At 34.6% G+C, this 22812-nt stretch carries 24 protein-coding genes and 1 riboswitch; of the genes, 20 read left to right on the forward strand and 4 right to left on the reverse strand.

The window, feature by feature from the left end:
* Positions 1 to 27: 27 nt before the first annotated feature.
* A complete protein-coding gene (locus AC1RPK_RS01640) occupies positions 28 to 1020 on the reverse strand; it encodes a LacI family DNA-binding transcriptional regulator (protein WP_481760873.1) in 993 nt (330 codons plus the stop codon).
* Positions 1021 to 1146: 126 nt separating this feature from the next.
* On the opposite strand from AC1RPK_RS01640, the gene AC1RPK_RS01645 reads away from it, so the two are divergent.
* From AC1RPK_RS01645 to AC1RPK_RS01680, 8 genes are all read left to right on the forward strand, one after another.
* A complete protein-coding gene (locus AC1RPK_RS01645; protein ID WP_481760872.1) occupies positions 1147 to 2313 on the forward strand; it encodes a galactokinase in 1167 nt (388 codons plus the stop codon).
* 24 nt (positions 2314 to 2337) lie between these two features.
* Positions 2338 to 3822 carry a UDP-glucose--hexose-1-phosphate uridylyltransferase gene (gene galT / locus AC1RPK_RS01650; protein WP_481760871.1) on the forward strand — a complete coding sequence of 495 codons (1485 nt, stop codon included), beginning with the start codon at positions 2338 to 2340 and terminating at the stop codon, positions 3820 to 3822.
* Positions 3823 to 4011: 189 nt separating this feature from the next.
* The gene (locus tag AC1RPK_RS01655; RefSeq protein WP_481760870.1) at positions 4012 to 4161 is read left to right on the forward strand and encodes a hypothetical protein; all 150 of its coding nucleotides are present in this window, start codon (positions 4012 to 4014) and stop codon (positions 4159 to 4161) included.
* Positions 4162 to 4197: 36 nt separating this feature from the next.
* Positions 4198 to 5493, forward strand: coding sequence for a helix-turn-helix domain-containing protein (locus AC1RPK_RS01660; protein WP_481760869.1), 1296 nt, complete (start codon positions 4198 to 4200; stop codon positions 5491 to 5493).
* 257 nt (positions 5494 to 5750) lie between these two features.
* Complete coding sequence (locus AC1RPK_RS01665) at positions 5751 to 6629, forward strand: RluA family pseudouridine synthase (protein WP_481762396.1); 879 nt, start codon at positions 5751 to 5753, stop codon at positions 6627 to 6629.
* Positions 6630 to 6753: 124 nt separating this feature from the next.
* Positions 6754 to 8019: a UDP-N-acetylglucosamine 1-carboxyvinyltransferase gene (locus AC1RPK_RS01670; protein ID WP_481760867.1), complete on the forward strand. Its 1266-nt coding sequence runs from the start codon at positions 6754 to 6756 to the stop codon at positions 8017 to 8019.
* 8 nt (positions 8020 to 8027) lie between these two features.
* Positions 8028 to 9293, forward strand: a complete 1266-nt coding sequence (rho, locus tag AC1RPK_RS01675; RefSeq protein WP_409021602.1) for a transcription termination factor Rho — start codon at positions 8028 to 8030, stop codon at positions 9291 to 9293.
* A gap of 106 nt (positions 9294 to 9399) precedes the next feature.
* Entirely contained in the window at positions 9400 to 9663 is a 264-nt protein-coding gene (locus tag AC1RPK_RS01680; protein ID WP_409021601.1) for a type B 50S ribosomal protein L31, read from the forward strand.
* 85 nt (positions 9664 to 9748) lie between these two features.
* Here AC1RPK_RS01680 and AC1RPK_RS01685 read toward each other — a convergent pair whose 3' ends face one another.
* Entirely contained in the window at positions 9749 to 10984 is a 1236-nt protein-coding gene (locus AC1RPK_RS01685) for a multidrug efflux MFS transporter (RefSeq protein ID WP_481760866.1), read from the reverse strand.
* A gap of 107 nt (positions 10985 to 11091) precedes the next feature.
* On the opposite strand from AC1RPK_RS01685, the gene AC1RPK_RS01690 reads away from it, so the two are divergent.
* On the forward strand, positions 11092 to 11802 hold the full coding sequence (locus AC1RPK_RS01690) for a class A sortase (RefSeq protein ID WP_481760865.1): 711 nt from the start codon (positions 11092 to 11094) through the stop codon (positions 11800 to 11802).
* A gap of 40 nt (positions 11803 to 11842) precedes the next feature.
* Here AC1RPK_RS01690 and AC1RPK_RS01695 read toward each other — a convergent pair whose 3' ends face one another.
* On the reverse strand, positions 11843 to 12307 hold the full coding sequence (locus AC1RPK_RS01695) for a low molecular weight protein-tyrosine-phosphatase (RefSeq protein ID WP_481760864.1): 465 nt from the start codon (positions 12305 to 12307) through the stop codon (positions 11843 to 11845).
* A 189-nt stretch (positions 12308 to 12496) separates the two neighbouring features.
* Here AC1RPK_RS01695 and AC1RPK_RS01700 point away from each other — a divergent pair, with 189 nt between their 5' ends.
* The 11 genes from AC1RPK_RS01700 to AC1RPK_RS01750 all read left to right on the forward strand — a co-directional run bounded on the left by AC1RPK_RS01700 (position 12497) and on the right by AC1RPK_RS01750 (position 22046).
* Positions 12497 to 13054: a LemA family protein gene (locus AC1RPK_RS01700; RefSeq protein WP_409021597.1), complete on the forward strand. Its 558-nt coding sequence runs from the start codon at positions 12497 to 12499 to the stop codon at positions 13052 to 13054.
* Between the two features lie 18 nt (positions 13055 to 13072).
* A complete protein-coding gene (gene htpX, locus AC1RPK_RS01705) occupies positions 13073 to 13966 on the forward strand; it encodes a zinc metalloprotease HtpX (protein ID WP_409021596.1) in 894 nt (297 codons plus the stop codon).
* A gap of 28 nt (positions 13967 to 13994) precedes the next feature.
* Positions 13995 to 14783, forward strand: a complete 789-nt coding sequence (locus AC1RPK_RS01710; RefSeq protein WP_481760863.1) for a hypothetical protein — start codon at positions 13995 to 13997, stop codon at positions 14781 to 14783.
* 94 nt (positions 14784 to 14877) lie between these two features.
* A complete protein-coding gene (locus tag AC1RPK_RS01715) occupies positions 14878 to 15951 on the forward strand; it encodes a D-alanine--D-alanine ligase family protein (protein ID WP_481760862.1) in 1074 nt (357 codons plus the stop codon).
* A 34-nt stretch (positions 15952 to 15985) separates the two neighbouring features.
* Entirely contained in the window at positions 15986 to 17362 is a 1377-nt protein-coding gene (locus AC1RPK_RS01720; RefSeq protein ID WP_481760861.1) for a UDP-N-acetylmuramoyl-tripeptide--D-alanyl-D-alanine ligase, read from the forward strand.
* 162 nt (positions 17363 to 17524) lie between these two features.
* Complete coding sequence (gene cshA, locus AC1RPK_RS01725) at positions 17525 to 19135, forward strand: degradosome RNA helicase CshA (protein ID WP_481760860.1); 1611 nt, start codon at positions 17525 to 17527, stop codon at positions 19133 to 19135.
* A gap of 161 nt (positions 19136 to 19296) precedes the next feature.
* On the forward strand, positions 19297 to 19665 hold the full coding sequence (acpS, locus tag AC1RPK_RS01730) for a holo-ACP synthase (protein ID WP_481760859.1): 369 nt from the start codon (positions 19297 to 19299) through the stop codon (positions 19663 to 19665).
* Between the two features lie 2 nt (positions 19666 to 19667).
* Positions 19668 to 20789, forward strand: coding sequence for an alanine racemase (alr, locus tag AC1RPK_RS01735; protein WP_481760858.1), 1122 nt, complete (start codon positions 19668 to 19670; stop codon positions 20787 to 20789).
* A 65-nt stretch (positions 20790 to 20854) separates the two neighbouring features.
* Positions 20855 to 21088 (forward strand): hypothetical protein, encoded by a 234-nt coding sequence (locus AC1RPK_RS01740; protein ID WP_481760857.1) that lies wholly within the window; start codon positions 20855 to 20857, stop codon positions 21086 to 21088.
* A 14-nt stretch (positions 21089 to 21102) separates the two neighbouring features.
* Positions 21103 to 21474 carry a type II toxin-antitoxin system PemK/MazF family toxin gene (locus tag AC1RPK_RS01745; protein WP_409021588.1) on the forward strand — a complete coding sequence of 124 codons (372 nt, stop codon included), beginning with the start codon at positions 21103 to 21105 and terminating at the stop codon, positions 21472 to 21474.
* 17 nt (positions 21475 to 21491) lie between these two features.
* Positions 21492 to 21536, forward strand: a riboswitch (PreQ1 riboswitch).
* A gap of 9 nt (positions 21537 to 21545) precedes the next feature.
* Positions 21546 to 22046, forward strand: coding sequence for a QueT transporter family protein (locus tag AC1RPK_RS01750; RefSeq protein ID WP_481760856.1), 501 nt, complete (start codon positions 21546 to 21548; stop codon positions 22044 to 22046).
* Between the two features lie 32 nt (positions 22047 to 22078).
* Here AC1RPK_RS01750 and cbpA read toward each other — a convergent pair whose 3' ends face one another.
* Positions 22079 to 22714, reverse strand: coding sequence for a cyclic di-AMP binding protein CbpA (cbpA, locus tag AC1RPK_RS01755; RefSeq protein ID WP_409021586.1), 636 nt, complete (start codon positions 22712 to 22714; stop codon positions 22079 to 22081).
* Positions 22715 to 22812: the final 98 nt, after the last annotated feature.

The raw sequence follows: 22812 nt of genomic DNA on the forward strand, positions 1-22812 counted from the left end.
AGATTAATTTCTGAATACCAGTTGTTTTTATTTGGAACTATTCCTAAGTGTTAAGGTTGTTCCAATGGTAATAATCTGAGGGATAATTTCAGTCATCGACATTTGATTGACTAATAGTTCTGCAGCAGATTGACCCATTTTTTCTGTATAAACTTTAACTGAACTAAGCGTTGGGAAAGTATATTCAGCAATAGATGTGTCATTAAAACTAATTAAACTGATTTGTTCAGGCACTTTAATTGATATTTCATTTAATGCACGTAATGCACCGACAGCCATTGCGTCATTTGCAATAAACAACGCTTCTGGTAAATTATCTGATTGATCATTTAATAATTTCAAGGTTAATTGATAACCTGATTCTGGCGTGAAATCGCCTGTATAAACCCATTCGGGATGGTAGTTGCTAGTACGTTCTAAGTGATTTTTAAAGTGAGTGAAGCGGGAATCTGGGCCTAAATTGACATCATCAAATGTACTTTCTTGTCCTGCAATCATGCCAATTTTAGTTAAATTTTGTTTTTTAAAATGGTCAATAACGGTTGTAACTGGCGTTTTGAAATCAGTCATGACGCAACTAATACCAAAATTTAGTGTGTTCATATCAACAAAAACTAAATTAGAATTTAGTTCTTTAAATCCGGCTATTTGTGCTGCACTGTATTTACCGATAACAATAGCACCAAGAGTATCAGTCAAGGCGCTAAATTGATCATTTTGGAAAAAACGTGTAATTTCATAACCGAGTTCAATTAATTTACGTTCGATACCAATTCGAATTGAAAGGTAATACAGGTCATCTAATTCTTCTTTTTCTGTATACCATTCGATAATAGCAATCTTACCTTGAGGTGTACTGGATTTCTTTTTATTTTTTGAATAATTTAAACTTTCAGCTGCTTCAAAGATTCGTTTACGTGTATCGTCGCCAACGGATAATGTTTGATCGTAATTTAACACGCGAGAAACAGTTGCATTAGAAACTTTTGCCAACTGTGCAATGTCTTTAAGTGTTGCCATGACTACCTCCTGATTGATTGGTTATGTGTATCAGTTTACCATAATAAAAAGAATGTCGTAAAAAGATTGTAATTTTAGTAAATATTTAGTAAAATGAAAGCGGTTAATAAATTGGAGGAAAATATAATGAAAATTAATGAATTAAAGAGCGAATTTAAAGATGTTTACGGTGTGGACGCAAATGCAAGTTACTTCTCACCAGGTCGTATCAACTTAATTGGGGAACATACTGATTACAATGGTGGACATGTTTTCCCAACAGCAATTACATTAGGCACATATGCAGTTGCAACAAAACGTGATGATACAACAATTAATATCATGTCAAATAACTTTAAAGATAATGGCGTTGTCTCATTTGATTTAAGTGATTTATCATATCAAAAAGAACATAACTGGGCTAATTATCCAAAAGGGATGATTGTTTACTTGAAAGAGCAAGGTTATGTTATTGATAAAGGATTAGATATTTTACTTGAAGGTAACATTCCAAATGGTGCTGGTTTATCATCATCTGCATCAATTGAATTATTGATGGGTGTTATTTTAGAAGATCAATTTAATTTAGACATTGATCGTGTTGATCTTGTTAAAACAGGTGTCATGGTAGAAAATAAATTTATCGGTGTTAATTCAGGAATTATGGATCAATTTGCAGTCGGTATGAGTAAAGCAAATCATGCTATCTTACTGGATACAAATACACTAGATTACGATTTAGTACCAATTGATTTAAAAGACAACGTTATTATTATTATGAATACAAATAAACGTCGCGAATTAGCAGATTCTAAATATAATGAACGACGTAGTGAATGTGAAGCAGCATTAGCATTATTACAAGAGAAAAATGATATTAAATCATTAGGTGATTTGGACAATGCTAGCTTTGATTTACAAACATACTTAATCCAAAAAGAAAACCTTCTAAAACGTGCGCGTCATGCAGTTTCAGAAAACCAACGGACGATTATGGCTCAAGAAGCTTTGAAAAATGAAGATTTAGTACGTTTTGGTAAATTAGTTAACGCTTCACATGTTTCATTACAATTTGATTATGAAGTAACGGGTATTGAACTTGATACACTTGTTGAAACAGCATGGGAACAACCAGGAGTACTAGGTGCTCGAATGACTGGTGCTGGTTTTGGTGGTTGTGCAATTGCCATTGTTGCTAAAGACAAAGTTGACGCATTTGAAAGTGAAGTGGGTCGTATCTACGAAGAAAAAATCGGTTATGCACCAAGTTTCTATTTAGCAGAAATTGCTGATGGCGCTAAAAAATTAGATTAAGCATAAAGAGATAGAGGGAAAAACATGGATTCTAAACAATTAATTTCAAAATTCGTCGATAAAGTTATTCAGTTTGATCCAACGACTTATTCGACAGATGATAAAATTTATTTAGTAAACGTCGTTTTAGATTTGGTTGGTGAATCAGAGATAGAAGTAACTGAACCAGTTTCTGACACAATAATTGCTGTTAAAGACGAGCTACTTAATTTAGCAATCAAAAACGAGAAAATCAGTGCTCTAATCGCGGAGCAAGATATTCTTGGTGCTAAATTAATGGATCTGGTCACACCAATTCCAAGTCACGTGAATAAACATTTCTGGGATTTATACGCAAAAGACCCAGAGAAAGCTTTGGCTTATTTTTATGAATTAAGTCAGGCTAACGATTACATCAAAGTTGCGGCTATTGCGAAAAACATTGCTTATCAGGTACCAACAAATTATGGTGATTTAGAAATCACCATTAATTTATCTAAACCTGAAAAAGATCCAAAGCAAATTGCTTTAGCTAAAACAATGAAACAAACGGGTTATCCTAAATGCCAATTATGTATGGAAAATGAAGGCTATGCTGGAAGACTAGATTTCCCAGCTCGTCGCAATCATCGGATTGTACGATTTGATTTGGGGGATGCAACATGGGGCTTTCAATATTCGCCTTATGCTTACTTCAATGAACATTCAATTTTCTTAGATGAAAAGCATGAACCTATGGTAATTAACAAAACGACATTTTCAGATTTACTTCAAATTGTTAAAAAATTCCCGGGCTATTTTGCGGGAAGTAATGCAGATTTACCAATTGTAGGTGGCTCAATTTTAACGCATGAACACTATCAAGGTGGACGTCATGATTTTCCAATGGCAAAGGCAGAAATGAGTCAAACAATGCAATTTGCAGGATTTGATGACATTCAAGCAGGTATTGTGAACTGGCCAATGTCAGTCATTCGTTTAAATGGTGAAAATCCAGAACGATTAGCTGATTTAGCAGCAAAAATTTTAACGTCTTGGCAAGAATATAGTGATGCCGATGCACAAATTTTGGCAAAAGATGCTGACGGTACGCCACATCATACTGTGACGCCAATTTCTCGAATGCGTGACGGTCGTTATGAATTGGATTTAGTCTTGCGAGATAATCAAACATCTGATGAATTTCCAGATGGTATTTATCATCCACATGCTGATGTTCAACATATTAAAAAAGAAAACATTGGCTTGATTGAAGTTATGGGATTAGCTATTTTACCACCTCGTTTGAAAACTGAAATAACAGAGGTTGAGAAGTATCTAACAGATCAACCAAATGTCATGGCGGCTTATCATAAAACTTGGGCTGATGAAATTAAGCGTGATAATTCGATGATTTCTAAAGAGACGGTTAGTGAGCTCGTACAAAACGAAGTTGGAAAAGTCTTTATGCGTGTTCTTGAAGATGCTGGGGTTTATAAACAAGATGACCACGGCCAACAAGCATTCGTTAAGTTTATTAAACAAGTTTAAACGTAAAAAGATTAACTTATTTAAGTTAATCTTTTTTATTTAGAAATCAAATAGAAACTAACTGGTTAACGATAATTGTTAAGATAGTGTTAGAAAATTCTCTTTTTAATGTTTTGTGTTAAAATAAAATATATAATATTCTTACTAAAGTTGACATGCTGGTAATTATGAGAATTCTCGGAGGAATAAATGTACAAAAAAGATATTCTGGATCGACCAGAGTTTTTAATATGTGAAATTATTGAATTGCTATCATTAAATGAACATGGGTTATCAAGAAAAGTAATCTGTAATCGATTAAATGTTTCAAATACAGCTTTGCGAGTTGCACTAGAGTAATTGGATGGCGAATTCAATTCAGGTGATGAACCCTATATGATCATAAAAAAGAATAACATTCAATTTATAGGTAAAGGCAAAATTAATTTTTACGAAACGGTTTATCGGTATGTGAAAGAGTCTATTAATTACCAAATTTTAATGGCATTCTATTATGATGAAAATAGCAGTATTGAAAATTTGAGTCTTAGTTTAAATGTTAGTGAATCATCTATCTTCAGAAGAATTAAGCAACTTAATAATTTGTTGTCTGAATTTCAGATTAAAATTGCACATGGTGAGGTAGTTGGTTCTGAATTACAAATTAGATTTTTTTACTATTCACTATTTCTAGCGACAGATTTTAACTATAATGATACGATAGAAGCGGGCGTCATTCTTGAATACATTAAAGTATTTGAAACATATTTTAACTTCAATGTGAATGATAGTAATTTAATGAGGACTAGAATTTGGATGAAGGTCAGTGTTCATCGAATGATGCGAAAAGATCGTGATAATTGGGTGATTTCTGATGATTTAGCAGATATGATTGCAAATAATTCACTATTTAACCAAGTTGAAGAAAAGATGCAAGATATTTATATTAAGTTCTCAAATAAAATTGATGTTCATTTTGAGAGCGCCCTACTTTACGCTTGGACAACTGCTTTTGTTTCAGTTCCTTCAAGTGCTTACTTGTCCCGCGATTTTATTGCAATTAATCACACAAATAACACCAAACTTCAACAAGCTGTTAAATATTTGGAACAAGGATTTGAATCTAAATTAGATGTTAAAATTATCGGTGAAAATGTTAGTAAATCATTGTACCCAATTTGTACTGAAGCATTTTGTTTTCATGGAACGATGGATGCCGTGGGAACTTACATGATGAATAGTTATCGAAAAAAATATTCAAATCATTCAGTTCGACGTCATGTTGAGATTGCCATGGATGAATTAATCGACAGTCCATTATTAGCTAAAAAATGGTCTGATTTCTATAAGCGATACAGGCAGCCATTTATTAATAAAATGGTCGAAATTTTTAGCGCTAGATTGTTAGAAAAAGAAACCATGTTAACAGTTGGGGTTGATTTAAATGCAAACGAGCGAATTAAAGAATTATTTGTCAGAAATATGAGTCAAGATTTAAATATTAATTTACGCGTTAATGTCAGTATTTATGATTCTAGTCAACGATATGATATGGTGGTTACTAATTTCATGAATAAAAATTATAAAAACAATGCATTTGATAAGTATATTATCACTGCATTAGGACTTGATAATGATATGCCAGAGATGGGGAAACGACTGTTAAACGTGAATAGAAAACACTATCAGTAAAAATGTTTCTAGTTTTTTTTTTGATAGTACAACCCATGAATCATTCGGTATACTCTATATTATAGAGAACTAACAAGAGATATTCGTGGGGGATTTCTTTTGAAGCATTAAACAGTATCGAATTGGGCAAACATTTATTTATTACAAAATAAAAAAAGACGATTATAATTTAACGATTATAATCGCCTTTTTTTATAGGCTACCAAGTGTGATAAGATAGAGAATAAACGTTATGACGAGAAATGAAGGATAATGACATGCAATTTACGCTAACAAACAATGGTGAAGGCACAATTAGTTTAAAAAAATTTTTAATTGAGGTTGGCGTTAGTAAACGATTAATCGCCAGAATTAAACAAGGCGAGGGACAAGTTCGAGTTAACAAAAAGAATGAATATTGGGATTATCAACTGATTGATGGTGATGAAGTTATTTTGACGTTGCCAGAAGAACCAGATAACGATGCCATACATGCAAGTGATGAACCATTAAATATCGTCTTTGAAGATGAAAACTGGTTAGTAGTCGATAAGCCAGCTGGTATGGTAACCGTGCCAGGCCCATCTAATGAAGATACAACATTGGTTAACCGTGTTAAAGGCCATTTGATTGCAACTCATTCAAGTAGTTTCGTGCCACATGTTATTACGCGTTTAGACCGTTTTACAAGTGGACTTGTTTTATTAGCTAAGCATGGATTTGCACATAGTTTGATTGCTGCTCAATTAAGTAATGGTCAGTTAGAAAAATCATACTTAGCAATTGTTGCAGGTGACGTTAAAAGTGATCAAGGAGATATTAAAGAACCAATTGGTAAAAAGGAAGGCGAAATTCGTCGTTCTGTTATGGCTGAAGGAAAAGCCTCAGAAACAACTTATAAAGTTGTAACGAGATTTCCAGACTACACATTAGTTGATGTGAAGTTAGTTACGGGCCGAACACATCAAATTCGTGTACATTTTGATTTTATTCATCATGCTTTGGTTGGGGATGCGTTATATGATGGCCCGATGGACAAAGGTATTGATAGACAGGCATTACATGCTGCTAAATTAAGCTTTGAAGATCCATTTACGGGTAAAAAATTAGCTTTTGAATCAGAACTCCCAGCTGATATGGCTCAATTATTAAAATAGTATCAGGCAAGATTGTATATTTGGATAAAGTGGCGAATATCTATTGTATTTCGTGAACTTTTTCTTTATTATTAATATAGTTATAATCAATTTGTGAAAGCACTTTTAAGTGAGGAAATAATAAATGAAAAAGATGATTATTAGAGGCGGTAAAAAACTGTCTGGCGAAGTAATAATCGGTGGTGCTAAGAATAGTACTGTTGCATTGATTCCTGCAGCTATTCTTGCGGATACACCTGTGCATTTTGACAGTGTCCCCGATATTTTAGATGTACATAATTTAATGAAAATTTTAGATCAAATGAATGTTAAGTCTGAATTTAACGCTGGTAACTTAATGGTAGATCCTACGATGATTAAGGATGAACCTTTACCTGGTGGTGCCATTAAAAGTTTAAGAGCTTCTTATTACTTTATGGGTGCCTTATTAGGTCGGTTCGGTCGTGCAGTTGTTGGATTTCCTGGTGGTGATAATATTGGACCACGTCCGATTGATCAACACATCAAGGGATTTAAAGCTCTTGGCGCTGAAGTTATCGAAGAAGAAGACGCAGTGATTATTACGAGTGGCCCTGAAGGATTAAAGGGAGCCCGTATTTTTATGGACCTTGTTTCAGTGGGTGCAACAATTAACATTTTATTGGCTGCTGTCCGTGCAAAAGGAACCACAATCATTGAAAATGCTGCAAAAGAACCTGAAACCATTGATATTGCAACATTCTTGAATAATATGGGTGCTCATATTCGTGGTGCGGGGACTGGTGAAATCAGAATTCAAGGTGTTGATAGCTTAAAAGCTGTTAATACGCATACGATTATTCCAGATCGTATTGAAGCTGGTACTTATATCTCACTTGCTGCTGCAATGGGTGAGGGCGTTTTAATTAAGAATGTTATTACTGAACATTTAGATTCATTTTTAGCTAAACTTAGTGAAATGGGCGTTACTTTCCAAGTGAATGAAGATAGTATTTTTGTTCCTGGTGGCGATAAAATTATCCCAATTGAAGTGACAACTTCACCATATCCTGGGTTTGCAACTGACTTGCAACAACCAATTACTGCCGTTATGCTCAAGGCTACAGGTGAGAGTCGTATTATTGATACACTTTATCCTGAACGGATTAAGCACATTCCAGAAATGCAACGAATGGGTGTTAAGATTGAATCAAAAGATGGCATTATTCGAATCAATCAATCAACTGAATTAACAGGCCAAACTGTTTATGCAGATGAAATTCGTGCAGGTGCTGCATTACTTGAAGTTGCTTTAATGACTAATGGTACGACTGTCATTGAGAAAGCCGATAATATTTTACGTGGTTATGATTGCGTTGTACAAAAAATGACAAATTTATCTGCTGATGTAGAAATTATTGATGAAGATTAGGTGATTAAATGAGCGACTTCTTAACGATGGGTGAATTAAAAGACAAGACGCTTAAAGAAATTTATGGCTATGCCCAAGAATATAAAATACAATATTATAGCCAAATGAATAAAAAAGAATTGTCTTTGGCAATTCTAAGGGCTCAAGCAAAACAACAAGGATTCATTTTGATGGAAGGTGTCTTAGACATTGTTCCCAATCAGGATGGATTCGGTTTTTTGCGTCCAATTAACTACGGCCCATCACAAGAGGACATTTATATTTCTGCCTCACAAATTAAGCGATTTAATTTAAGAAATGGGGATTTAGTCGGAGGTAAAGCACGACCACCAAAGCCTAATGAACGTTATTATGGGTTAATGCACGTTGATACAGTTAATGGTAAAAATCCAGAAGAAGCAAAGGAACGTCCACATTTTCCTGCACTGACGCCCTTATATCCTAATCGACAATTAACTTTAGAAACAACTAGTCAAAATCTTTCAACGAGATTAACTGATTTATTTGCTCCTATTGGATTTGGTCAACGTGGTTTAATCGTGGCACCACCTAAAGCTGGGAAAACAACTTTACTTAAAGAGATTGCTCAAGGAATCGCAGAAAATCATCCCGATGTAAAATTAATCGTACTATTAATTGATGAACGACCTGAAGAAGTGACTGATTTAGAACGATCAATTAAAGGTGATGTTGTATCGTCAACATTCGATCAACAACCAGAGAACCATGCGCGTGTTTCTGAACTTGTTTTAGAACGTGCAATGCGATTAGTTGAAGATAAGCAAGATGTTGTTATTTTAATGGATTCAGTTACTCGCTTGGCTAGAGCGTATAATTTAACGATTCCGCCAAGCGGACGGACGTTATCAGGTGGGATTGATCCAGCAGCATTTTATCGACCTAAAAAATTCTTTGGTGCTGCACGTAATATTGAAGAAGGTGGAAGCCTGACAATATTAGGAACTGCTTTGGTTGATACGGGTAGCCGAATGGATGATGTGATTTATGAAGAGTTCAAAGGAACCGGTAATATGGAATTACAACTCTCAAGAGAGCTTGCTGAACGCCGTATCTTCCCTGCTGTCGATTTAAAAAAATCAAGTACACGTAAAGAAGAATTATTATTATCTAAGCAAACAATTGAAGAACTATGGCAGATTCGAAAGATGATGACAGGCGATTCACTAGGTGCTACGGAACGTGTTATCCAAAAAATGAAGAAAACAAAAAATAATGCTGAATTTTTAAAAGAGTTAACAAAAACAAGTAAATAAAATTTAATTGTAAAACGAGTTAATTCGTGATAAGATTGTGCATGTTGTAATATAAAGAATAACTCTAATTCAGCAGATGGATTAGGGCAAAGGAGAATACTTACTTATGAAAAAAGAAATCCATCCAGATTACCATGAAGTTGTATTTATGGATACTACTTCAGGTTACAAATTTATCTCAGGTTCAACAAAACATTCAGAAGAAACAATTGAAATGGAAGATGGCAAATCATACCCATTGATTCGTGTCGAAATTTCATCGGATTCACATCCATTCTATACTGGACGTCAAAAATTCACTCAAGCCGATGGCCGTGTGGATCGTTTCAACAAGAAATATGGTCTTACAGACGCAAACGCTGCAAAATAAGAACTATTTCGAAAAGGAAGAAGCCAATAAGCTTCTTCCTTTTTTTATACAAAAAAATAGTAACGTTCAACTAGATTGAACGTTACTATTCAGCTTTTCGTGAATACATCCCTTTTGTGACGTAGAGAACCCAGATGAGATTAATACCAACTAAAATAGCGGTAGAAATAAAGACACCTTTGTAATCGAATACGCCAGAAACGGTAGAGCCAATCATAGGACCAACGACTGATCCCATGGCTTGGAATGATTGATTGTAACTGAACACTCGACCTGTGAATTCTGCCGGTGTATTTTTTGTTAGAATTGTTTGAACTGCAGGTAACATTGCGGCATCCGTAATCCCAATTAAGAAACGTAAGCCGCCAAGTTGCCAAACATTAGTCACTAATGCCATTGGAATAAAAATGAAAATTGCGACAGTAAGTGCAATTTTTAAAATACGTTCTGTTCCAATTTTATCGCCTAGTACTCCTAAGCGAGGCGCAGCAATTAGCGTTGCTATTCCTGGAATAGAAGCCACACACCCACTGATAAAGGTAACATTTCCAACGTTATGTAAGAGTTCTCGAACGTATAAGCTTAGAATAGGACTAATGGAATAATTTGATGCTTGAATGATTAAGGTAGTGACAAACATCCCGATAATTAATTTAGGATGATGTAATTTCTTGAAGATTTCTTTTGACGTTTGCATTTCACCTTTTTCAACAGGCGTAAAATGTTCATGTACAAAGAAATAACTAAGTAAGAAAACAATTAGCAAAATCGCAGCAGTAATGAAGAAGGTAATACGATAGCCGAAGACCCCAGCTATTGCGCCACCGATTAGTGGTCCAAATAAAGTACCAGTAACACTACCGGTAACTAAAATACCGAGTGCTTTACCACTTTGCCGCTTGGGTGTCTCTGTTGCAATCAGTGCCTGTGAGTTACTAATATAACCAGAAAAGACACCTTGTAATAAACGTAACGCAATTAATTGGTAAACGTTACTGACAAGCCCCATCAGGCCTAAAACAATGGCCATTCCGAATGAAGCTCTTAAAATCATTAATTTACGACCTTTTCGATCAGCTAAACGACCCCATAGTGGGGAAACAATGGCGGTAATTAAAAATGTAGATGAATAGGTAATGCCGCTATAAAAATTTAATTCGGTTTTGGTGAAGTCACCTAACGTATCAATATAAAGTGACATAAATGGCATAATTAAACTAAATGCCACGCCAGCCATGAACGTACCAAACCATAAAACAAATAAATTTTGTTCCCAAGGTTGTCTAGAACGAAAAAATGTTGATTTTAGTGAAGTCAACAAATTAAACAGTCCCCCTAAAGATATTTTTTGATAATTATAATCATAACACTAAACAAGGATAAAAGTTATATGGTAAAATAGTTGTTAAGCGAAAGTGGGGGTTATTAATGGAAAAAAATAAAGCAGCTAAAAAAAGTCGTTGGAAAAAATGGCTAACAACTATATTATTAATACTATTGTTATTGGTGGGGCTTTCGCTAGTATTCAATGAACAAATTAAAAACTTTATTGTTGGACTAACAGACCCAACCATTAATTCAGAATTAGTCGATAAAAATAAAAATAAAAAAGCATCCTTTGATTTTAGTGAAGTTAAGAGTTTGAATACGGCAGATGTCGTGAAAGCAAAAGCAAATGAAAAAAATTTGGTTTTACTTGGAGAAATTAGTATTCCGGATGTCTCAATGAACTTGCCGATTGCTAAAGGCGTTAGCACTGATACCTTGGCACTTGCTGCTGGAACTTTAAAGGAAAACCAAAAAATGGGCGAGGGTAATTATGCACTTGCTGGACATCATATGATTCGAAAGGATTTATTGTTTAGTCCATTAGTTAGCATGAAAATTGGCCAAAAAATCTATTTAACAGATGCTAAAAAGATTTATGAGTATGAAACATCTAAAATGAAATATATCAAAGCAACAGACGTTCAAGTTATTGATGATGTACCCGGAGAAAAATTAGTCACATTAATTACTTGTGATGATACGGGTGCCGGACGTTTGATGGTCCAAGGTGAGTATGTTAAAGATTGGACATACAATGCTGCACCAAAAACAGTTCAAAAGTATTTTAAAATGATTCATAATAATAAATAATAAAAATGACCACAAATTTTAAAATTTGTGGTCATTTTTATTATTTAATTTGTGCTTTAATATAATCAATCCAGTAAGGCATTCCAAGACTAATTAAGTTATAAGTTTCGTCAAAGTCACCAGTAATCCATGGATCAGGAACAGATTCTTTTTCTTTACCGGGAACAATTGAAAGGAAGTTAACGATTTTTTCTTTTTTAGATGCAGGTGCAGCTTTTTCAAGACGCTCAACATTGATATCATCCATTGCAATAATTAAATCACTATTAATGAAATCTAAGTAACTAACCGGACGTGAGATTAAGCCATCTGTTGGAATCTGATGTTCAACAAGTTTAGTAATAGTCCCTTCATGGGCGCCATTTCCTTCTTGTGAAGAACTTGTGCCAGCAGAATCAACAGTTACTTGGTCAGAAAGGTTTAACTTAGCTAAATCGTCTCGTAACATTGCTTCAGCCATTGGTGATCGGCAAATATTTCCCATACATACAAATAATACATTCATGTTAATAATCCCCTTTACAAATTTCTTAATAATGCTATTATGCCATAATAATCACATTATTAAAACTAGTTAGATAAATTGGTGTAACCGTTAGCTTAATTGCTTTCTAAAAGGGTCTAACTTTGGTATGATAATTAAGAATAGAAACTAAAATAAGACACTTTATATTTAAAGAGGAGACTGAAAATTATGGCAATGATTATTATCGGAGTTATCGTAGTACTTTTAGTTATTATGTACATTAGCGGCTACAATGGTTTAGTAAAAGCAAAAATCCGGACTGAGGAATCATGGAGTCAAATTGACGTCCAATTAAAACGTCGTAATGATTTAATTCCTAACTTAGTTTCAACTGTTAAGGGATATGCAACTCACGAAAAAGAAACATTTGCTAAAGTAGTTGAATTACGTAATCAATTAACACAAGTACCAACGGATGCACATGAAACAACAATGGAAGTTTCTAATCAATTGAGTCAATCATTGAAAAGTATTTTTGCGTTATCTGAAAGTTACCCAGATTTAAAAGCTAACACAGAATTCACTAAGTTAATGGAAGAACTATCAAATACAGAAAATAAAATTTCTTATTCACGTCAACTATTTAACTCAACTGCTGCAAGTTTAAATGCAAAAATTCAATCATTTCCAAGTAACATTGTTGCCGGAATTCATCATTTTACAAAAGTAGAATATCTTGAAGTCCCTGAAGCTGAAAAAGCTGTACCCAACGTTTCATTTGATTAAACAGTTAGGAGATAACTAATGCTATATGATCAAATCGCGCGAAATAAGCGCAAAACAGTTTATGTTTTAATTGGTTTTGTTTTATTGATGGTTGCGATTGGTAGTGCCGTTGGCTATGTTTTTTTCAATAGTGCTGTTTCTGGACTACTTATGGCTGTTGTCATTGCAGTTGTTTATATGGGATTGATGATTTCACAATCAACTAGCGTTGTCATGAGTATGAATCATGCAACTGAAATAAAATCAGTCGATGATGCACCTGAATTATGGCATGTTGTTGAAGATATGGCGATTGTGGGCCAAGTTCCAATGCCAAAAGTGTTTATTATTGAAGATGATAGTCCTAATGCGTTTGCAACGGGAAATAATCCAGAACACGCGGCAGTTGCTGCAACAAGTGGCTTAATCAATCGATTAAATCGTGAAGAATTAGAAGGCGTTATGGCGCATGAAATTTCGCATGTACGCAACTACGATATTCGATTATCAACAATTGCATTAGCATTATCGGCAGCAATTTCATTATTAGTAAATATTGGAATGAACTCATTTTGGTGGGGCGGAGGTCGCCGTCGAAGTGATGATCGAGAAGGTGGCGGATCATTAGAAATTATTTTGATGATTTTATCATTATTATTGGTTATTTTAGGACCAATTGCAGCAACAATTGCTCAGCTTGCACTTTCTCGAAACAGAGAATATTTGGCTGATGCTTCTGCTGTTGAATTAACGCGTAATCCGCAAGGACTAATCCATGCGTTGGAAAAAATTTCTGATAGTAAACCAATGGAACGTGCCGATCCAAGTAGTGCGGCACTTTATATTTCAAATCCATTGAAGAAAAAAACAACTGGATTATTTCAAACACATCCACCGATGGAAGATAGAATTGAAAGATTAGAAGCAATGTAAACTATTTTATAAAATGGGGATGATAGTGGTGAGAGACAATTTAGTCTACGTTCATGTTGAAACGGTTTCTCATTTGATTTTATCATATGGGATTTCCAAAGAAGATTTCATAACAAGCATTCCCAGATTACCAACTAATATTTTATCGTTAAACCCAGTGGATTATGAAAATGAAATTGACATCGCAACAGGATTTAACACGGTAACCGGGGAAGAAGATACTGCACGTTATTTGAATAAAAAGACTGTTGGGTTAAAGCAAAGTTGGATTGATTTCGATAGTCAAGATGATTTAGAATTAATAACACCAAGAGAAGTAGCAGAATTCTTATATTTGGGACATGCATTTTCTCATATTCAATCACCTTTTTACTATAAATTGCAGAATGACTACGTTTTTTTAACGTTACCAAATGATGCATTAAAAATCTACTATCGTTATTTAACGCAATTTTATAATGTTTTTTCTAAATCAATTATTAGACATGCGAATCAATCGTATCGTGAAAAAAATGGTCTGTTTAGACGACGTCCTATGACGTTGAAAAAGATACCTAAAAAAATTGTTGAAGAATTAATGCCATTATTTGTTGAAGGTGTAATATTAGATTTTTCAAGGATCACAATTAATAATACGAAGTTAATATTACCTGTCTATATTATGATAGATAACGTTTCTCAGATGAAGTGGCATGAGCCAACATTGGAGACAGAAAGTGCCAAGTTAGTTGCTAATTTGGAGTATCGATTTGTAGATCAAGAATGGTTTATCGAAGTTTCTAACAAATCTGCTTTTGAAGACAGTATTATATTCTAAAAAGATAACGTATTATTATGTTATCTTTTTTTATTTTTGTTGAATTTAAAAAGAATGGTACAATAGGACGTGCAAAAAATGGAGGGCAATACGAATGCGAGTTTATTTACTCTATGGTGGTAAAAGTGCAGAACATGAGATCTCACTTTCAACTGCTTTTCAAATAACACAAGCGATATATTACCAATACTATTCGGTAATTCCAGTTTATATTACGAAAACGGGGAATTGGCTGCAAGGTCAGACGCTTAACGAACCAGTTAAATTTGTTGATAATTTAAGACTTAGAGAAACAGATGAAAAAGGACAAGCAACGAATAATCATGAAAATTCAACTGGAATAAAATTTTTGCCAAATGGATTTGACCCTGAAGATAGTGTGGTTTTTCCTGTCTTACATGGCCCAAATGGTGAAGATGGAACTGTCCAAGGACTACTTGAAACGTTGAATATCCCCTATGTTGGTAACAGTGTACTAGCATCGGCTGTCGGTAATGATAAAATAATGAGTAAATTACTCTTTAAACAAGCCGGAATTCCGGTTGTACCATTCCAAGCGATTGACTCACAGTCTTGGGAAAATAACACTGCAAGTGTGATTGCCAGATGTGAGGGCGAATTACTTTATCCAATGTATGTGAAACCATCTAATTTGGGTTCAGGAATCGGTGTTACACAGGTGAATAATAGTGTTGAATTACAATATGCAATTGATAATGCTTTTGAACTTGGTCCTCGAGTGATTGTAGAACGAGGCATTGTAGCACGTGAAATTGAAATTGGATTATTAGGTAACGAAGAAATCGCAACAAGTGTACCAGGAGAAATTTTGTCGTTTGATGACGTCTATGATCGTAAACTTGCAATGAAGGAAGATCACGAAGCCAGAATTCCAGTTGAACTCGATGAGGAATTATTGGATAAGATAGTTGGTTTTTCTAAAACAGCTTTTGCGGTTATTGATGGATCAGGGCTTGCTAGGTGTGATTTTTTAATTAGCGCTAACCAAGATATTTATTTAAATGAGATTACAACAATGCCAGGATTTTATAAAAATGCAATGTATCCAAGATTGTGGGAAGCCGTTGGGCTGAGTTACAGTGATTTAATTGAAGAATTATTACAATTAGCATTGAAAAAAAATCAGGCAAATAATAGTAAACAATAGATTTAATGGTCATATGAATGCGAGGGTTTATATAATGAAAATGCAATTAACTGAAATTGCGAGCGCAGTTAGCGCCAAGAACGAAATTACTGATGAACCAATTAATATATCGAGTGTTTCATTTGATAGTCGACAACTAACGGAAGGCAGTTTATTTGTACCTATTGTGGCAGAAAATGACGGTCATGATTATATCCAAAGTGCGATTGATAATGGTGCAACAGCGACTTTATGGGCAGTTGACCATCAAGATACAATGCCAACGAAAATCCCAGCTATCTTAGTAGATGACACATTAATGGCTTACCAAGATTTAGCAAAACATTACTTGGATAAAATTAATCCTAAAGTTGTCGCAGTTACTGGTAGTAACGGTAAAACGACAACTAAAGATATGATTACAGAAATTTTAAGTCAGCAATATAATGTTTGTAAAACGGAAGCGAATTTCAATAATCATTTAGGCGTACCGATGACTTTATTAAGTATAGAACCTAATACGGAAGTTGTTGTTGTCGAAATGGGGATGGATCATCCTGGTGAGTTAGACTTTTTAAGTCGAATTGCACAACCTGATGTCGCTGTTATTACGATGATTGGCGAAGCACATATCGAATTTTTTGGTACGCGAGATAAAATTGCGGATGCAAAAATGGAAATTGTGAATGGGCTGAAAGAAGACGGCTTGTTGGTTTATAATGCAGATGAACCGTTATTAAGAGAACGTGTTTCCAATATTGAACAGCAATCATTTGGCTTCGGTCATGGTGAAAGTGCTGACTTGAGTGTTTCAAATGTTGTCGGCAATCAAACAATGACTAGCTTTAAAGTGAGAGAAATGGCTGATTTTAATTTTACAATTCCAATGATTGGCACATATAACGTAGATAATGCGATGGCTGCTATCTCAGTTGGTCGTCATTATCGTGTGTCACCTAAAAATATTGTAAAGGCGCTTAGTGATTTTGATTTAACGAAGAATCGGACAGAGTGGCTTAGAGGTCATTTGGGCGAGTCAATTTTAAGTGATGTCTATAATTCAAATCCGACAGCTGCAAAAGCTGTTATCAAAGCATTCTCAAACAGCGATGTTGAAGGTAATCGAATGGTTGTTTTGGGTGATATGCTTGAATTAGGTGAGCAATCTAGCGATATGCATCTCAGCTTGGCTGATAGTTTTGATAATGAAAAAATTCAAAGCGTTTATCTTTACGGAGAACAAATAAAATCTTTAGCAACAGCATTAAAATCAAAGTATGATGATCAACATCTTCATTATTATGATTTAGATGAAAAAGAAGCTATGGTTGAAGATTTATTAAAAATACGTACTGAAAAAGATTCTATTTTGATTAAAGGAAGCCATGGCGTTCATTTAGAAACCGTTTTATCGGCTTTACAAAGTAATTAGAGAGTTGCTTAATATTATTTAAGGTGCTATTATAGTTTAAATAGTGACTCATGAAGGGTCAGACTTAAATTAATTTAACTTTACAAGACAGTAATTGACGACGAACTCTTAACTGTGTTGTGAAGCATGTTAGTTTGCAAACACATTAGGAGGAATTTATACTTGAAATTTACAGAATTAGGACTATCCGATGAACTACTAAAGGCCGTTCAACGCAGCGGTTTTGAAGAAGCAACACCTATCCAATCTGAAACAATTCCAATGGCTTTAGAAGGAAAAGATGTTATTGGACAAGCACAAACAGGTACTGGTAAAACTGCTGCATTTGGTTTACCAATCTTAGATACAATTGATACAACAAAAGATGAAGTTCAAGCACTTATCATCTCACCAACACGTGAACTTGCTATTCAAACGCAAGAAGAACTTTACCGTTTAGGTAAAGAAAAACATGCTAAAGTTCAAGTTGTTTATGGTGGGTCTGATATTCGTCGTCAAATCAAGAGTCTTAATCGCGCACCTCAAATTTTAGTTGGAACACCAGGACGTTTATTAGATCATATTCGTCGTCGCACCGTTAAATTAGGTAATGTTAAAACTTTGGTTTTAGATGAAGCTGATGAAATGTTAGATATGGGATTCGTTGAAGATATCGAAAGCATCTTAACAACTGTTCCTGACGAACGTCAAACATTGTTATTCTCTGCAACAATGCCAACTGCTATTCGCCGTATTGGTGAAAGATTTATGACAGATCCAACTTTGGTAACTGTTAAGGCAAAAGAATTAACAACTGACTTAGTTGATCAATTCTACGTAATCTCAAAAGATTTCGAAAAATTTGATATCATGACACGTATGTATGATGCTCAAAACCCAACACAAACAATCGTGTTTGGTCGTACAAAACGTCGTGTTGACGAATTAGCTAAAGGATTTGAAATGCGCGGATACAACGCTAAAGGAATCCATGGTGATTTATCACAACAACGTCGTATGAGTATTTTACGTGAATTTAAATCAGGTAAACTTGATATTTTAGTTGCAACTGATGTTGCTGCTCGTGGTTTAGATATTTCTGGGGTTACCCATGTCTTTAACTATGATATTCCTCAAGATCCTGAAAGTTATGTCCATCGTATTGGCCGTACAGGCCGTGCCGGACATAAAGGAACTTCATTGACATTTGTTTCACCAAATGAAATGGATTACTTACGTCAAATCGAAAAATTAACTAAGAAACGTATGGTGGCTTTAACACCACCTACAGATGATGAAGCATTTGCTGGTCAAATTGAAACAGCAATCGCTGACGTTACTGCCTTAGTTAACAAAACTGATACTAAAAAATATGCAAAACAAGCTACTGAATTAATGGCTAAGTTTGAAGTTGCTGATTTAGTTGCAGCATTACTTAGTGATGTTATTAAAAATGATTCATCACAAGTACCTGTTAAGATTACACCAGAACGCCCATTACCTAGACGTAAGGGGGGTGGCGGTGGTGGCGGAAACAACCGTCGTAGCGGCAATGGCGGTGGAAATCGTCGTGGTGGCAACGGTGGTGGTTACCAAGGCAACCGTAATGGTGGCGGAAACCGTAGTAACGGTGGAAGTTCAGATCGTCGTAACGGAAGTAGCGATCGCCGTAGCAATGGTAATGGTGGCGGAGGTTACAAAGGTAACCGCTCAAGCGATAATCGTTCAAATGACAACCGTTCAAACGGAAGTAGCGCACCAAAACGTAACTTCACAATCAGAACAAAAGATTAATTTGAATATTGAAAAGAGACCTATTAATTTAGGTCTCTTTTTTTGTTTAAAATTGCTATTCTTACAATATTGATAGGTAAAATATAAACGATTTTAGTGCAGAAAATGAATAAATTTGATAAACTTAACAAGGATATCAATGAAAAGAAATAGGTGATAATATGATTTATGGAATTGGTGTTGATATTGCCGATATTGATCGAGTAGTAAAGTTGGCAAAACAACATGAAGAATTTATAACAAAGATTCTCACAACAAATGAAATTAAACAATTTGATGAATTAAAAGGTAGTCATAAAGACGAATTTATTGCTGGAAGATTTTCCGCCAAAGAGGCATACAGTAAGGCTTTTGGAACGGGAATAGGGGATAAAGTTGGCTTTTTAGATGTTGAAATATTAAATAATGAAATTGGTAAACCGATAATTACGCAGCACCCTTTTGAGGGTAATGGCTTTATTTCAATTTCTCATACGAACAATTTAGTTATGACTGAAGTTATTTTAGAAAATCAAGAAAAGGGGATGTAAAAATGGTTGTAGGTTATCATCGTCCAACCCAAATCGTGGTAGATAGGGCAGCTATTAAGGCAAATATCACAGCTGAAAAAAAGACATTAACAGATGAGACGGTTATTTTTGCTGTTGTTAAAGCTGATGCGTATGGTCATGGATTGATTGAAGTAGCTAAAGTTGCAAAAGATGCTGGTGTAAAAGGTTTTTGTGTGGCAATAATTGATGAGGCATTAGCGTTACGAGAAGCCGGGTTTGTTGAAACTATCTTGATTCTGGGATTAACGAAAGTTGAATATGCACCGTTACTGGCAAAAAGCAAAATATCTGTAACTGTTTCAGAACTTGGCTGGTTACAAGAAGCTAATAAGTTACTGAGTGAAGAAAAATTAGCGCCTTTGGCCGTTCATTTAGCATTGGATACAGGAATGGGTCGTATTGGTTTTAGAGAAGCAGAACCGTTTTTAGAGGCAATTAATTTCCTTGGAAGTCATCAAAATACATTAAACTTTGAAGGGGTTTTTACTCACTTTGCGACAGCAGACTCTCCTAATGATTCGTATTTTAAAAAACAAATGTCAAAATTTAATGAATTGATGTCAGTAGTTTCTGATAGACCTCGTTATGTACACGTTTCTAATTCTGCAACGAGCTTATGGCACTCTGCTTGCAACGGTAATATGATTCGGATGGGCATTTCAATGTATGGTTTAAATCCATCTGGTGGTGAATTAGAACTACCTTATGCGTTAAAACCAGCATTTGGATTAACATCTGAATTAAGTTATGTGAAAGAAATCCATGCAGGTGATTCAGTTGGTTACGGTATTACATATCAAGCTCAAGAAAATGAATGGGTTGGTACAGTACCAATTGGGTATGCAGATGGTATGCCCCGAAAGATGCAAGGCTTTAAACTATTAGTCGACGGTCAATTTTGCGAAATAATTGGTCGAGTTTGCATGGATCAATTAATGATTAGATTGCCACATGAAATGCCAAATGATACAAAAGTAACTCTAATAGGCCAAGATGGCGATGAAATGATTACAGCACAGGATGTTGCAACGTACGCTGAAACAATTCATTATGAAATAATCTGTGCACTTTCAGGACGAGTACCACATGTCTACCTAAATTAGTATTTATTTGCTTAGTTTGCTATGGTAAACTATCTGTAGAGTGTAATTCTATGGGGGAAGTGCAGATGGATAAAAATGAGAAAGTAGCAATGAGTCATATAGCCGATTACTGTGCATATTATTCGATTACCAATGAAGCGTTGAAGGATAGCGAAATATTTAACTCTATTTTAAGTCATAAAAAAATGATGGATGAGTTAATTGATGGCTACTCAGAAATGGGACAATTGAATAGTGAAATCTGTAATGATTTTAAAGGATCTGAAGATGAAGTGTTATTGCACCTTCAAATTATGTAGAGAGTTGGGATAAGATGGTTGAAAGTATCATACGTGGTGATATATTCTATGCAGATTTATCGCCCGTTATTGGTTCTGAACAAGGCGGTATGAGACCTGTTCTCATTATCCAAAACAATATTGGGAATCGTTATAGTCCGACAGTCATCGTTGCCGCCATTACGGCGCGCATCCAGAAGCCTAAAATGCCAACACATGTTGGACTTTTAGCAAGTAGAGATGGTATTGAAAAAGATTCAGTTATACTAATGGAGCAAATTCGCACAATTGATAAGCAACGTCTAAAAGATCGTATCACGCATGTATCGAAAAAAAGTATGCTTGAGGTTGATGATGCGCTTAGAATGAGTGTTGGACTTGTTTCAGCAATACATAAAGAAAAATAAACAGTAAAAAGACATAAAAAAACGTGGTTCGTAACCATCCCACGCTAAAAAACTAAGGGAGTCTATTAATAATGACAAAAAATAATCGTGTAAACCAGGTAATCATTAATGGTTTAATCGCTGCACTTTATATCGTATTGGCAGTTGTTCCAGGAATGGTGAACATGGCTAGTGGTGCTATTCAATTTCGACTATCAGAAGGATTGAATCACTTAGTACTTTTCAATAAGAAATATATCTGGGGTGTTTCATTAGGGGTTATCTTATTTAATCTCTTTTACAGCAGTCCGTTAGATGTTCTTTTTGGGGGCGTACAAACAATCATGGGTCTTTTAATTGTGATTTTTGTTAGTCCTAAGTTTAAGAAAATGTGGCAAAAAATGCTTTTAAATATTATGGTTTTCTCATTTACCATGTTTTTAATCGCTATTATGTTGAACATTACAGCGAGCTTACCGTTCTGGCCTACTTACGGTACAACAGCATTATCTGAATTTGTAATAATGACAATTACAGCACCAATAATGCTCGTTTTAGATCGTGCTATTCACTTTGATAAAAGAATGCATTAAAAAAACAGACCCGAAAGGGTCTGTTTTTTTGTCTAACTACGTAAATCTTCAATTTCAGAAACAATAAATTCTTTACGTCCTAAGTTATCAACAATTTTATCAACTTTTTCTTGGTTTACACCAGCTGGTAATGTGAATAATGTTCGGCGTAATAATTCGCCTTCTTTAACATCTAAAGTCATACAACTAGCAATTGATGAATATTTTGTAATGATTTTAGCCATATCAACTAAATCACCACGTTCGCCAGCTGAAATAACAGTTAAGACATAACTACCAACATCAAAATTCCATGATTGAGACAACATATCTAGAAGACGTGTATGTGTTAAAATACCCTCAAAATAGTTGTTTTCATTTAAAACAGCAATATAAGGTAAGTCTTTAATTGAAAAGAAAACGTTGAAGAAAGCTGAATCAGATGAAATAAACTTAGTCGCATTTTTAAGAAGATAAGTAACAGGAAGTGACATATCGCCACCCTGTGATTTATGACGATAAATATGCATTTTATAAATATTACCACGGAAAATTTGACCCGTTTCATCTAAGATTGGCACACAACGGAATCCAGAATTTTCTAGGACCGTAAGTGCTTCTTCAAGTGTGACACTTTCACGGACGGTTGTTAGTTCTTTTAATGGTTTAACTAAAGTATTTAATAACATATAGGCGCCTCCAAATATTAAATTTTTCTCATTTACATTTTTATAATACCATAAAAAAAGCTTTTTAACAGTAATTTGACTATTAAAATTGTATTAAA

The sequence above is a fragment of the Dellaglioa sp. CoH-55-MRSF-6 genome (genome assembly GCF_056782215.1).

Coding starts and splice junctions, on each gene's coding strand:
- AC1RPK_RS01640 (WP_481760873.1), bottom strand. CDS start 1,020: ATGGCAACACTTAAAGACATTGCACAGTTGGCAAAAGTTTCTAATGCA.
- AC1RPK_RS01645 (WP_481760872.1), top strand. CDS start 1,147: ATGAAAATTAATGAATTAAAGAGCGAATTTAAAGATGTTTACGGTGTG.
- galT (WP_481760871.1), top strand. CDS start 2,338: ATGGATTCTAAACAATTAATTTCAAAATTCGTCGATAAAGTTATTCAG.
- AC1RPK_RS01655 (WP_481760870.1), top strand. CDS start 4,012: ATGTACAAAAAAGATATTCTGGATCGACCAGAGTTTTTAATATGTGAA.
- AC1RPK_RS01660 (WP_481760869.1), top strand. CDS start 4,198: ATGATCATAAAAAAGAATAACATTCAATTTATAGGTAAAGGCAAAATT.
- AC1RPK_RS01665 (WP_481762396.1), top strand. CDS start 5,751: ATGCAATTTACGCTAACAAACAATGGTGAAGGCACAATTAGTTTAAAA.
- AC1RPK_RS01670 (WP_481760867.1), top strand. CDS start 6,754: ATGAAAAAGATGATTATTAGAGGCGGTAAAAAACTGTCTGGCGAAGTA.
- rho (WP_409021602.1), top strand. CDS start 8,028: ATGAGCGACTTCTTAACGATGGGTGAATTAAAAGACAAGACGCTTAAA.
- AC1RPK_RS01680 (WP_409021601.1), top strand. CDS start 9,400: ATGAAAAAAGAAATCCATCCAGATTACCATGAAGTTGTATTTATGGAT.
- AC1RPK_RS01690 (WP_481760865.1), top strand. CDS start 11,092: ATGGAAAAAAATAAAGCAGCTAAAAAAAGTCGTTGGAAAAAATGGCTA.
- AC1RPK_RS01695 (WP_481760864.1), bottom strand. CDS start 12,307: ATGAATGTATTATTTGTATGTATGGGAAATATTTGCCGATCACCAATG.
- AC1RPK_RS01700 (WP_409021597.1), top strand. CDS start 12,497: ATGGCAATGATTATTATCGGAGTTATCGTAGTACTTTTAGTTATTATG.
- htpX (WP_409021596.1), top strand. CDS start 13,073: ATGCTATATGATCAAATCGCGCGAAATAAGCGCAAAACAGTTTATGTT.
- AC1RPK_RS01715 (WP_481760862.1), top strand. CDS start 14,878: ATGCGAGTTTATTTACTCTATGGTGGTAAAAGTGCAGAACATGAGATC.
- AC1RPK_RS01720 (WP_481760861.1), top strand. CDS start 15,986: ATGAAAATGCAATTAACTGAAATTGCGAGCGCAGTTAGCGCCAAGAAC.
- acpS (WP_481760859.1), top strand. CDS start 19,297: ATGATTTATGGAATTGGTGTTGATATTGCCGATATTGATCGAGTAGTA.
- alr (WP_481760858.1), top strand. CDS start 19,668: ATGGTTGTAGGTTATCATCGTCCAACCCAAATCGTGGTAGATAGGGCA.
- AC1RPK_RS01740 (WP_481760857.1), top strand. CDS start 20,855: ATGGATAAAAATGAGAAAGTAGCAATGAGTCATATAGCCGATTACTGT.
- AC1RPK_RS01745 (WP_409021588.1), top strand. CDS start 21,103: ATGGTTGAAAGTATCATACGTGGTGATATATTCTATGCAGATTTATCG.
- AC1RPK_RS01750 (WP_481760856.1), top strand. CDS start 21,546: ATGACAAAAAATAATCGTGTAAACCAGGTAATCATTAATGGTTTAATC.
- cbpA (WP_409021586.1), bottom strand. CDS start 22,714: ATGTTATTAAATACTTTAGTTAAACCATTAAAAGAACTAACAACCGTC.